The following is a 12004-nucleotide window of genomic DNA, read 5'->3' on the forward strand; positions in this document are numbered from 1 at the left end:
TCCTTCGGGGCAGATCGGTGCGTTTTCGGGTGTGCTGGATCGCCCGGCGACGCGGTGTGTGCGTCCCGGTCGGGTCCCGAGCTGGAGTGGGCGGGTGGCCTAGGTGTCGAGCCACTCCTTGATGAAGGCGACGATGCGGTCGGTTGCCTCGGCGAGGATGGCGCGGCCGTCCTCCGCGGTGGCGCGCCGCGGGTCGCCGAGCACGCCGCTGGGGGAGAGGCGGTCGTAGGGGAGGGCCACGGCCGGGTGGGTCACCGAGCGGGCCAGCCGGGCGAAGGGGTCGAGCTGGTCGGGCGAGGTGGTGCCCGGGACGAGCAGGTCGTGGCGTACGAGGTGGGGGGCGATGTGCAGCATCTGGGCGGTCTCGGCCTCGCCGCTGTGACCGGAGACCTCGCTCAGCTCCATGCCGGACACGGTGTCCTTCGCCAGCGCGGTCACCGGCGCCCAGGCGAGCTCCAGGTCCGGCCGGTCGCGCAGCAGCTCCTGGGCCAGGGTGCCGAGGGTGGCGTTGTTGCCTCCGTGCCCGGTCACCACGAGGAACCGGCGCCAGCCGTGGCCGGCCAGCGACTCGACGTACTCACGTACGACGGCGGCGAACAGCGCCGGACGCAGGCTCACCGTGCCGGCGAAGGCCTGATGGTGGGGCGAGACGCCGACAGGTACGCCCGGGCCGATGACGACCTTGCCGGGCAGGGCCTCGGCGACCGCGTCGGCGACGGCCTCGGCGCGGATCTGGTCGGTGGCCAGAGGCAGTCCGGCGCCGTGCTGCTCGAACGCGCCCACGGGGATCACCGCGACCGTCCCGCTCGCGGCGGCGGTCGCGGCCTCGAGGGTGGTCATCTCGGCGAGCTTCGCGGTCATCGGGTCTGTTCCGGGCCGAGGGTGGACGCGATCGCCTCGCGGATGGCGAGCAGGTGCTCGCGGGTGAGGGTGGCCGCGGCGTCGGGGTCGCCGTCGCGTACGGCCTCGACGATCCGGAGGTGGTCGGCGTGGTCACGGTCGCGGTCGGTGTAGCGGTGCCTGATCTCGATCTGGTCGCGGGCCCGCACCTGCAGCAGCGCCTCGATCGTCTCGCGCAGCAGCAGGTTGCCCGAGGCACCGGCGAGCGCGACGTGGAAGTGCAGCTCGGGCCGCTCGTCGGCGTACTGCGGCTTGAGCGAGTTGTCGGCCGAGAGCGTGAGCGCTGCCAGATCGTCGTCGGTGCGCGCCGCGGCCGCGGCCGCCGCGACCGGCGGCTCGAGCACGATCCGGGCGTCGAGGAGCTCGAGGACCGACTCGCTGCGCGACTCCGAGACATGCGGGTTGACCAGCAGGCGCCGGTTCACCCCGCCGCTCACGTAGGTGCCCGACCCGTGCCGGAAGCGGATCACGTCGGTCGCCTCGAGACGGCGCAGCGCCTCCCGGATCGTCGGCGTGGTCACCTCGAACCGCTTGGCCAGCTCGCGCGAGGAGGCCAGGGCGTCGCCCGGCTCCAGGCCCGCGGCCTCGATCATGGCGACGATGCCGTCGGCGATGCGTTCAGAGAGCGATGATGTGTTGCTGGTCACAGAAAGTGACTAAATCACTTATTGAATTGGGCGTCAAGGAGACCATCGCTTGCAGACAGCTTGCGTAAAGCAGTTATATTCTTGCGTTCATGAGTAGACGTCTTGCCGACGCAGCCGCCCGCGCCAAGGTCTCCGAGGCGACCGTGAGCCGGGTGCTCAACGGCAAGCCGGGGGTCTCGGAGGCGACCCGTGAGCGGGTGCTGACCGCGCTCGACGTGCTCGGCTACGAGCGGCCGGTGAAGCTTCGCGGCGAGCGCGCCAGGCTGGTCGGCCTGGTCCTGCCCGAGCTGCAGAACCCGATCTTCCCGGCGCTCGCCGAGGTCCTCGGCGCCCATCTCGCTCAGCAGGGGCTCACTCCGGTGCTGTGCACGCAGACCGCCGGTGGCGTGACCGAGTCGGAGTACGTCGACCTGCTCCTCGAGCAGCAGGTGGCCGGCGTCGTCTTCGCCGGCGGCGCCTACGCGCAGCGGGACGCGGACCATGCCCACTACGACCGTCTCGCCGGCCGCAACCTTCCTGTCGTGCTCATCAACGCGGCCATCGACGATCTGCCATTTCCGCGGGTGGTCTGCGACGACGCCGATGCGATGGAACAGGCGGCCGAGCACCTGATCTCGCTCGGGCACGAGCGGATCGGCCTGGTCCTGGGCCCGCGCGACCACGTTCCCTCCGAGCGCAAGCTGGCCGCCTTCCGCACTGTCTGCGACCGGACCGGCGTGCCGTTCGAGGAAGATCTGGTCGTACGCAGCCTCTACTCGCTCCAGAGCGGGCAGGCCTCCGCGGCGCGGCTGGTCGAGCAGGGTGCGACCGGCATCGTGTGCGCCAGCGACCCGCTCGCTCTGGGGGCGGTGAGGGCGGTCCGCCGGGCGCGGCTCTCGACGCCCGCCGACGTGTCGGTGATCGGCTTCGACGACTCGGCGTTCATGGCGTTCGCCGACCCGCCGCTCACCACGATCCGGCAGCCGATCGAGGCGATGGGCAGGGCGGCCGTCGACTTCCTGGTGAGCCAGATCGACGGCACGCTCGGGCCGGTCGACGAGCTGCTCTTCGAGGGCGAGCTGGTGGTCCGGCGCTCGACCGGACCCGCAAGCCAGCGCGCAAAGTCCTGAAATTAATTACGCTCTGTCAAGTTCTTGCGCACCTTCATCGGCTGGCTTTACGGTCGCTGCACGCTGTCAAGGTGACGGCGGTCACATGAACGTGTGAGTTGCTGAGAACGGAGTGCCCGTGACCGCCACGGAACCTCGACGGAGCGAGCCGGCACCGGTGGCGCTCCCGGTCTTCACCGAGCGCCCCGCCGACTGGTGGCGCTCCGCGGCGATCTACCAGATCTACCCGCGCAGCTTCGCCGACGCCAACGGCGACGGCACCGGCGACCTGGCCGGCGTACGGGCGCGTCTGACGTACCTGCGCGACCTCGGGGTGGACGCGATCTGGTTCACGCCGTGGTTTCCGTCGCCGATGGCCGACGGGGGCTACGACGTCGCCGACTACCGCGCGATCGACCCGATCTTCGGCGACCTCGCCGAGGCGGAGGCGTTGATCCAGGACGCTCTCGAGCTCGGCATCCGCACGATCATCGACATCGTCCCCAACCACGTCTCCGACCAGCACCGATGGTTCCGGGCCGCGGTCGCCGCCGGACCCGGTGCACCCGAACGGGAGCGGTTCTGGTTCCGGGACGGCCGCGGAACCGATGGCGAGCTGCCGCCCAACGACTGGACCTCGGAGTTCGGCGGCACGCCATGGACCCGGCTGACTACGCCCGACGGCGTCCCCGAGCAGTGGTACCTGCACCTCTTCTCCGCCGAGCAGCCCGACCTCAACTGGCAGCACGAGGACGTACGCCGCGAGCACGAGGAGATCCTGCGGTTCTGGTTCGACCGGGCCGTCGCCGGGATCCGGATCGACTCCGCCGCCCTGCTCGCCAAGGACCCGGCCCTCCCCGATGTCCCCGCCGACCCGCGACCGGGCGAGCACCCGTACGTCGACCGCGAGGAGCTCCAGGAGATCTACCGCGGCTGGCGCCGGATCGCGCAGGAGTACGGCACCGACCGGGCTCTGATCGGCGAGGTCTGGCTTCCCGACACCGCCCGCTTCATCCGCTACCTGCGCCCCGACGTCCTGCACGCGGCGTTCAACTTCGACTTCATGACCGCGCCGTGGGACGCCGAGGCGCTGCGTACCTCCATCGAGACGACGCTGCGCGTGCACGGCGAGGCCGATGCGCCCGCCACCTGGGTGCTCTCCAACCACGACGTCACCCGGCCGGTGACCCGCTACGGCCGTGCGGACACCGCGTTCTCGTTCGAGACCAAGCGCTTCGGCACCCCGACCGACCGGGCCCTCGGCGAACGGCGGGCGCGGGCGGCGGCGATGCTGGCGATGGGGCTGCCCGGGGCGTACTACCTCTATCAGGGCGAGGAGCTGGGCCTGGACGAGGCCGACATCCCGCCGGACCGGATCCAGGACCCGATGCACTTCCGCAGCGGCGGTGTCGACCCCGGCCGGGACGGCTGCCGGGTGCCCCTGCCGTGGAGCGGGGACCGGCCGCCGTACGGCTTCAGCCCACCGGGCGTGAAGACCTGGCTACCGCAGCCCGAGGGCTGGGCGCGGCTGACGGCGCAGGCCCAGTCGGCCGACCCCCGGTCGATGCTGTCGCTGCACCGGATGGCGCTGCTGATCAGGCGTACGCACCCCGACCTGGTCACCGGCGACTTCAGCTGGATCGACACCGACCCCGGGATCCTCGCCTTCCGCCGCGGCACCCACTTCGCCTGCGTGGTCAACCTGACCGATACCCCCGTGGAGCTGCCGAGCAGCGACCACGTCTGGCTGGCCAGCTCGCCGCTCGAGGCGGGCCGGCTCCTTCCCGATGCCGCGGTCTGGCTGCGGCCCACGACCTGAGACCCCACCACAACATCCAGGAGACAGACCATGAGAACCACTCGGTTGCGCAGCGTCGCGCTCGCCGCGGTCGCGGCTGTCGTGCTCGGCTCGCTCACCGCTTGCGGTGAGACGTCGGACGACGGCGACGGCGTCACGATCACCGTCGAGGGCTGGCGCCCCGGCGACAAGCAGGCCACGATCGACGCCGTCAAGGCGCAGGCGGCGGCCTTCAACAAGGAGCATCCCGACATCACCGTGAAGCCGGTGGAGTGGCAGTGGAACGCGCAGACGTTCCCCGCCCAGCTCGCCGGCGGGACGCTGCCGATCTCGTTCCGGGTGCCGTTCACCGACACCAAGGGTCTCGTCGAGCGCAAGCAGGTCGCCGACGTCGACGCCGAGATCCGCGAGCTGCCCTACTTCGACAAGCTCAACCCGACGGTGCTCGCCGCGGCGCAGGGCACCGACGGAAAGGTCTACGGGCTGCCCTCCGACGTCTACGCCAACGCGCTCCACTACAACCGCGACCTGTTCACGAAGGCCGGCCTCGACCCCGACAAGCCGCCGACCACCTGGGAGGAGCTGCGCGCGGCCGCCAAGCAGATCCACGACAAGACCGGTGCCACCGGGTACGCCGAGATGACCAGCTCCAACACCGGTGGCTGGATCCTCACGACCCTGACCTACGCCCTCGGCGGCCGGATGGAGACGCAGGACGGTGACACCTTCACCGCGACCGTCGACAACCCGCAGACCGAGGAAGCGCTGCAGCTGCTGCACGACATGCGCTGGGCCGACAAGTCGTTCTCCGGCAACACCTCCTACGACTGGAACAGCATCAACCAGGCGTTCGCGGCGGGGAAGGTCGCGATGTACATCAGCGGATCCGACGTCTACAACTCCCTCGTCACGACCTCGGCGATCGACCCGGAGACGTACGGGCTCACCGCGGTCCCGATGGGCGACTCGGCCGAGGCCGGCGCGCTCGGCGGAGGCTCGGTCAACGTCGTCAGCGCCAAGGCGACCGAGGCGGAGGCCGAGGCGGCCGTGGCCTGGGCGGACTTCTTCCGGGTCCGCAAGTACACCGACGAGTCCGCCGCCGTCGCCGACGCGAAGACCCAGACCGCGGCCGAGCAGCCCGTGGGGACGCCGACCTTCCCGATCTTCGACGAGGCGTCGTACACCACCTACCAGGGCTGGGTGAAGGACTACGTCAACGTGCCGTTGGAGCAGATGACCGGCTACACCTCGAGGATGTTTGACCTCACGCTGGTCGCCGAGCCGCCCGCGCAGACGCAGGCCGTGTACGGCGCGCTCGACCCGGTCGTGCAGAAGGTGCTCAGCGACGAGAACGCCGACATCCCCGCGCTGCTGAAGGATGCCGACGCCTCCGTGCAGCAGATCCTGGACAAGGGCTGAGCGTGGTCGCTGACATGTCCCGGGTGGGTGGGCCGGCCCTCGTGAGAGGGCCGGCTCGCCGGCGTACGTCCTTCGTCTCCATCGTCGCGAGCTGGTGGCGCGGCAGCGCCGCGACCCTGGTCTTCCTGCTGCCGATGCTGCTCGTCTTCGGGCTGTTCTCGTGGTGGCCGATCGCCCGGACCGTGGTGATGAGCCTGCAGGAGACCAACCTCGTCGGGCCTGCGGAGTGGGTGGGCCTGGAGAACTTCCGCACGGTGCTCTCCGACCCGCTGCTGCCGGTGGCGCTGCGCAACACGGCGGTCTTCGCGGCGATCGCGTTCGTCTTCGGCTATCCGATCCCGCTGGTCATGGCGGTGGTCTTCAGCTCGCTGCGGAAGCTGCGTGGCCTCTACGCCTGCCTGGCCTACCTGCCGGTCGTGGTGCCGCCCGCGGTGGCGGTGCTGCTGTGGAAGACCTTCTACGACGCCGGGTCCGGGGGAGTGTTCAACACGATCCTGGGCTGGGTCGGGCTCGGGCCGGTGCCGTGGCTGGAGTCGGCCGACTGGGTGCTGCCCTCGCTGGTGATGGAGGCGACCTGGGCGGCGGCCGGCGGCACGGTGATCATCTATCTCGCGGCGCTGACCACGGTGCCGCAGGAGCTTTACGACGCCGCCTCGGCCGACGGAGCGGGAGTGCTCGGCAAGGTCTGGCACGTCACCCTCCCGCACCTGCGCCCGGTGCTGCTGATCACCTTGATCCTGCAGATCATCGGCACCGCCCAGGTCTTCCTGGAGCCCTACCTCTTCACCGGCGGTGGGCCTTCGCACGCCTCGTTGACGCTGCTGCTCCTGATCTACGAGTACGCCTTCGGCAGCAGCACCACCGGCGGCGGCGACTACGGCCCGGCGACCGCGCTGAGCCTGATGATGGCGGTCGGGCTGGCGCTGCTGTCGTGGGCCTACTTCCGGCTGACTCGCGGATGGGGCGACTGATGAGCTTCGTCTCCTCCCTCGACCGGCGGCGTACGTCGGTGCGCTGGGGTCTTCGCGGCGTACAGCTGGCGACGCTCCTGGCGCTGGTGGTGGTCTGCCTCGGGCCGCTGCTGTGGCTGGCGAAGTCGGCGGTCACGCCCACCCAGGACACGCTGCGCTCGCCGATCTCGCTGTGGCCGAACGGGCCGGATCTCTCGATCCTGTCGCAGGCGTGGACCGAGCTGGGCCTGTCGGCCTACCTGGTCAACACGGTTGTCATCGCCGCCGGGTCCTGGGCCGTGCAGGTGGTGGTCGCCGCGACTGCGGGCTATGCGCTCTCGGTGCTGCGGCCGCGGTTCGGACGGATCCTCTACGGAGCCGTGCTCGCCACCATGTTCGTGCCGGTCGTGCTGCTGCTCGTCCCGCTCTACCTCACCGTGCTGAGCCTGCCGGTCGTGCACTGGTCGCTGGTCGGGACGTACGCCGGAGCCTTCCTGCCGGCCGGCGCCTCGGCGTTCAACGTGGTGATCATGAAGCGGTTCTTCGACAGCCTGCCCCGCGAGATCCTGGACGCAGCGCGGATCGACGGCGCCGGGGCGTATCGGCTCTTCTGGTCGGTGGTACTGCCGATGTCGCGACCAGTGCTCGGGGTCGTCTCGGTCTTCGCCGTGCTCGCCGCGTGGAAGGACTTCATCTGGCCGCTGATCGTGCTGCCCGACCCGGCCAAGCAGCCGATCGCGGTCAGGCTGCCCTCGATCGCGCCGACCACCGACCTCTCGGTCCTGCTGGCCGCGATGGCGATCTCCGCTGCGCTGCCGATCCTCTTCTTTCTCGCCTTCCAGCGGCTCTTCCTGCGCAGCGAGGGGTTGGAAGGAGCGGTGAAGGGATAGCGGCGGCGCGACCAGGTCGCGAGGTCACCTGGCGCCCGGGACCCGTCGCTCCGGCGACTCCGCGGCGGCGTCCCGGTTTCGGATGCCGAGGACGGCGTAGGTGCCCGCCACCGCGGCGACGACGACCAGGAGCAGCAGGCCGATGGTGTAGGAGTGGGAGGCCTCGTCGTACGTGGCGCCGAGAACGAGCGGGGGGAAGAAACCGCCCAGGCCACCGGCAGCGCCGACGATGCCGGTGACGGAGCCGACGCGAGCAGGTGGAGCGAGCTGGGCGACCCAGGTGAAGACAGCGCCGGCGCCGAGACCGAGGCACGCGGCCATCAGCACGAAGACGATGCCGGCCGGGATCTCGAGCGGAGGCTGGAGCGCCATCGCGACCGCAAGGACGGCAGCGCCGCCCAAGGCGACGGCGGTGACCAGCTTGGGCCCGAGGCGGTCGGAGAGGATGCCGCCCAGCGGGCGGCAGACGACCGCCGCGACCGCGAAGCCGGCGGTGCGGGTGCCGGCGGCGGTCAGGTCGAAGGCGTACACGTCCTTGAGGAAGGTGGGCAGGTAGGTCGAGAACGCGACGAAGCCACCGAAGGCGACCGCGTAGAGGAACGACATCTGCCAGGTGACCGGCAGCTTCGCCGCGGCGACCAGCTTGGGGACGACCGGGTCGTGGTTGGGACGCCACGAGGGTGCGTCACGCAGGGTGAACCAGACCAGCACGGCCGATGCGACCAGGGCAGCGGTGACGATCACGTGCGTGCCGACGTACCCGAACCAGGAGACGAACCGTGGGGTGAAGAAGGCCGACAGCGCCGTGCCACCCATCCCGGCACCGAAGACACCCGTGGCGAAGCCGCGCCGCGACTTCTCGTACCAGGCGTTCGCGAACGGGATGCCCACCGCGAAGGTGGTGCCGGCGATGCCGAGGAAGAACCCGAAGACGAGCAGCAGCACGTACGAGTCCAACGACCCCGCCAGCGCGACCAGCATCACGAACGGCGCCGCGGCCAGCATCAGCACCGGGAACATCACCCGGGCGCCGTATCGGTCTGCGAGGGCACCGGCGAGGATCCGGCCCACCGAGCCGACCAGCACCGGCGTGGCCACGAGCACCGATTTCTGGGTGGCCGAGAGCCCCAGCGACTCGGTGTAGGTCACCCCGAGCGGGGCGATCATGTTCCAGGCCCAGAACGAGATGGTGAAGGCCCAAGTGGCCAGGAGCAGGTTCTTCAGCTGCATCGGAACTCCTCAACGGTGCCGGTCGGAGGTGCCGACCGGTGACCAGCCGGGCCGGTCGGGGCGGCTGCGTGGGGTGGGCGCCTCATCGCGGCTGCGGTAGACGATGTAGGGCCGGAACAGGTAGTGCAGCGGCGCGGTGAACGCGTGCACCAGCCGGGTGAACGGCCACATGGTGAAGAGCAGGAGCCCCACCAGTACGTGGATGTGGAACTGCACCGGCGCGGCCGCCATCGCTGCCACGTCGGGCTGGAGGATGAACAGCGAGCGGAACCACACCGACACCGTCTCGCGGTAGTCGTGGGCGTCGTGCCCCGCTCCGATGCTGACCAGCGTGGTCCACAGGCCGAGCACGATCGCGGCCACCAGCACGACGTACATCACCTTGTCGTTGGCGGTGGTGGCCATGAAGACCGGACCCGTCGTACGCCGCCGGTAGACGAGCAGCAGGATGCCGGCGAGCGTGCAGACCCCCGCGATCGCTCCCCAGAGCAGCGCGTTGACGTGGTAGACGCCCTCGGATATCCCGACCGCCTCGGTCCATGACTTCGGGATCAGCAGGCCCGCGACGTGTCCGACGATGACGACCAGGATGCCGAAGTGGAACAGCGGCGACCCGATCCGCAGCAGCCGCGACTCGTAGAGCTGGGACGAGCGGGTCGTCCAGCCGAACCGGTCATAGCGGTAGCGCCAGATCGTCCCCGCGACCAGGATCGCGACGGAGAGATAGGGGAGTACGCCCCACAACGCGGTATCCACTAGCGGGCCCCCATCATCGTGGCTGGGCTCGTTCCTGGGCTCGTCGGGAAGGGCAGATCGATGCCGACCGACTCCCGCGGAGGCTCGGCCCGGGCCATGGCCAGAGCCTCGCGGCGGTCCTTCGCCGACGGCCCCGGAAGGGTCGCGCACACCGCGGCGAGGACATCGGCGTACGCCGAGCCGCGCTCGGTCAGGGAGAGCCGGATGAGCTCCAGCGCTGAGCGGTTCTCGATCATGAGCTCCCGTCCGCCGGCCGGATCGGCGAGCGCGGCGTACTCCAGCACCATCGGGAGATGGTCGGGCAGCTCGCCGCCGGTGTTGACGAGCCAGTCGCCCTTGGCCGACCCCTCTCGTAGCCGGGCCTTGAACGCGGCCAGCGACTCACCGCGACGCCGGGTGTCGCCGTCGCGCCAGTAGGAGAGGTGCAGGGTCTGGTGGCGGCGCAGGTCGAAGAGCTCGACGTAGACGTGCTGCAGCGCATGCGGGTCCTGTTTCGCGAGGGTGTCGACGAAGCCGCGCAGCAGTCGCACCGGCTCCGATGAGGGCTGCTCGGCGAGTGCGCTGCGCAGCAGCGGGAGCTTCGCGATCAGCTCCTCGTCGGGGTAGCCCAGGCACCAGGCGGCGACCTGGTGCACCACCCGCCAGTCGCGTCTCATGCCTCCTCCTTCGTCGGCGGGAACAGACCGTCAGGACGACCGTGGCCGTCCCAATTGAGGAGGTTGACGCGGCCGCGGAGAGTGCTGTCGGACGCGGGGGCATCGGAGGTCTGGCGCTGTTGCAGCGCGTGGAAGGTCTCCACAGAGACCGGGGTCAGCGGGCCGGAGGCTTCGCCGAGCGGCCCCGATTCGTACATCCCCGGGCCGTCGTCGTAGTCGAGCGAGCAGGCCATCTCCTCCAGCTCGTGGGCGCGCTCGGCGTGGGCGGTCGGGATCACGTAGCGCTCGGCGTACTTGGCGATACCGAGGAGGCGGTACATCTCATAGACCTCCTCCTCGCTCATGCCCACCGACGCAGGGATCGACTCGGCCGGCTCGCGACCGAGGGTGACCTCCCGCATGTACGCCCGCATCGCCGCTAGCCTGCGGAGCACCCCGGTCACCACCTCGGTGTCGCCGGCCGTGAACAGCTCGGCCAGATACTCCACCGGGATCCGCAGCGCCTCGATCGCGCCGAAGAGGGTGCCGGCGGCCTCGGCGTCGTGGCCCTGGTCACGCAGCAGGTCGACGACGGGGGAGAGCGGCGGGACGTACCAGACCATCGGCATCGTCCGGTACTCCGGGTGCAGCGGCAGCGCGACCTGGTAGTCCTTGATCAGCCGGTAGGTCGGGGAACGGCGCGCCGCGTCGAGCCAGTCCTCCGGTATCCCTTGCTCCCGGGCAGCCTTCAGCACCGACGGGTCATCGGGGTCGAGGATCACGTCGAGCTGAGCGGCGTAGAGCTCCTGCTCGTCCTCGGTCGAAGCGGCCGCGGTGACGGCGTCGGCGTCATAGAGGACCAGTCCCAGGTAGCGCAGCCGGCCGACGCAGGTCTCGGAGCAGACGGTCGGCAGCCCGACCTCGATCCGTGGGTAGCACATCGTGCACTTCTCGGCCTTGCCGGACTTGTGGTTGAAGTAGATCTTCTTGTACGGGCAGCCGGTGATGCACTGGCGCCAGCCGCGGCAGCGATCCTGGTCGACGAGCACGATGCCGTCCTCGGCGCGCTTGTAGATCGCCCCTGACGGGCAGGAGGCCATGCACGAGGGGTTGAGGCAGTGCTCGCAGATCCGGGGCAGGTAGAACATGAAGGTCTGCTCGAGCTCGGCCTTGACCTGCGCGTTCGATTCGGCCCGGAGCTTGGCGACGATCGGGTCCTTCTCGAGGTGCTCCGCGGAGCCACCGAGGTTGTCGTCCCAGTTGGCCGACCAGGTGATCTTGGTGTCGTCACCGGTGATCAGGGACTTCGGCCGGGCGACCGGGAAGTCGTCGCCGAGCGGCGCGTCGATCAAGGTCGCGTAGTCGTAGGTCCATGGCTCGTAGTAGTCGCCCAGCTCGGGCTGCACGGGTGAGGAGAAGATGGTGAGCAGCTTCTTGATCCGGCCGCCGGCCTTGAGCTCGAGCCGGCCGCGGCGGGTGAGGGTCCACCCGCCGCGCCAGCGCTCCTGGTCCTCGTAGCGGCGCGGGTAGCCCTGACCGGGCCGGGTCTCGACGTTGTTGAACCAGACGTACTCGGTGCCGGCGCGGTTGGTCCAGGCCTGCTTGCAGGTCACCGAGCAGGTGTGGCAGCCGATGCACTTGTCGAGGTTCATCACCATCGTCATCTGGGCCATCGGTCTCATCGGGTCGCT

11 protein-coding genes are annotated in these 12004 nt (G+C 70.1%); 5 read left to right on the forward strand and 6 right to left on the reverse strand.

Features of this window, described 5'->3' with window-relative positions; genetic code table 11:
* Positions 1–99: 99 nt before the first annotated feature.
* Both ABTX24_RS02075 and ABTX24_RS02080 read right to left on the reverse strand, forming a co-directional pair.
* On the reverse strand, positions 100–861 hold the full coding sequence (locus tag ABTX24_RS02075; RefSeq protein ID WP_350837093.1) for a creatininase family protein: 762 nt from the start codon (positions 859–861) through the stop codon (positions 100–102).
* Positions 858–1547 (reverse strand): FadR/GntR family transcriptional regulator, encoded by a 690-nt coding sequence (locus ABTX24_RS02080; RefSeq protein ID WP_350837095.1) that lies wholly within the window; start codon positions 1545–1547, stop codon positions 858–860. Before ABTX24_RS02080 ends, ABTX24_RS02075 begins: the two co-directional genes overlap by 4 nt.
* Before the next feature lie 89 nt (positions 1548–1636).
* Between ABTX24_RS02080 and ABTX24_RS02085 the strand changes: the two genes are divergently transcribed.
* The 5 genes from ABTX24_RS02085 to ABTX24_RS02105 all read left to right on the forward strand — a co-directional run bounded on the left by ABTX24_RS02085 (position 1637) and on the right by ABTX24_RS02105 (position 7692).
* Positions 1637–2656, forward strand: a complete 1020-nt coding sequence (locus ABTX24_RS02085; RefSeq protein ID WP_350717072.1) for a LacI family DNA-binding transcriptional regulator — start codon at positions 1637–1639, stop codon at positions 2654–2656.
* A 118-nt stretch (positions 2657–2774) separates the two neighbouring features.
* Positions 2775–4454 (forward strand): glycoside hydrolase family 13 protein, encoded by a 1680-nt coding sequence (locus ABTX24_RS02090; RefSeq protein WP_350837097.1) that lies wholly within the window; start codon positions 2775–2777, stop codon positions 4452–4454.
* A 30-nt stretch (positions 4455–4484) separates the two neighbouring features.
* Positions 4485–5852, forward strand: coding sequence for an ABC transporter substrate-binding protein (locus tag ABTX24_RS02095; protein WP_350837099.1), 1368 nt, complete (start codon positions 4485–4487; stop codon positions 5850–5852).
* Between the two features lie 41 nt (positions 5853–5893).
* A complete protein-coding gene (locus ABTX24_RS02100) occupies positions 5894–6823 on the forward strand; it encodes a carbohydrate ABC transporter permease (protein ID WP_350837101.1) in 930 nt (309 codons plus the stop codon).
* Positions 6823–7692 (forward strand): carbohydrate ABC transporter permease, encoded by an 870-nt coding sequence (locus ABTX24_RS02105; RefSeq protein WP_350837102.1) that lies wholly within the window; start codon positions 6823–6825, stop codon positions 7690–7692. Before ABTX24_RS02100 ends, ABTX24_RS02105 begins: the two co-directional genes overlap by 1 nt.
* A gap of 24 nt (positions 7693–7716) precedes the next feature.
* Here the strand turns inward: ABTX24_RS02105 and ABTX24_RS02110 are convergent, their stop codons facing one another.
* The 4 genes from ABTX24_RS02110 to narH are packed head-to-tail and all read right to left on the reverse strand — an operon-like array spanning position 7717 to position 11995.
* Entirely contained in the window at positions 7717–8922 is a 1206-nt protein-coding gene (locus ABTX24_RS02110; protein WP_350837104.1) for an MFS transporter, read from the reverse strand.
* A gap of 9 nt (positions 8923–8931) precedes the next feature.
* Positions 8932–9678: a respiratory nitrate reductase subunit gamma gene (gene narI, locus ABTX24_RS02115; protein ID WP_350837106.1), complete on the reverse strand. Its 747-nt coding sequence runs from the start codon at positions 9676–9678 to the stop codon at positions 8932–8934.
* Positions 9678–10334 (reverse strand): nitrate reductase molybdenum cofactor assembly chaperone, encoded by a 657-nt coding sequence (gene narJ / locus ABTX24_RS02120; protein WP_350837108.1) that lies wholly within the window; start codon positions 10332–10334, stop codon positions 9678–9680. The genes narI and narJ overlap by 1 nt, the downstream gene beginning before the upstream one ends.
* Positions 10331–11995 carry a nitrate reductase subunit beta gene (gene narH / locus ABTX24_RS02125; RefSeq protein WP_350837110.1) on the reverse strand — a complete coding sequence of 555 codons (1665 nt, stop codon included), beginning with the start codon at positions 11993–11995 and terminating at the stop codon, positions 10331–10333. The genes narJ and narH overlap by 4 nt, the downstream gene beginning before the upstream one ends.
* Positions 11996–12004 lie beyond the last annotated feature (9 nt).

The sequence above is a fragment of the Nocardioides sp. NPDC127514 genome (assembly GCF_040302125.1).
Taxonomy (GTDB): domain Bacteria; phylum Actinomycetota; class Actinomycetes; order Propionibacteriales; family Nocardioidaceae; genus Nocardioides.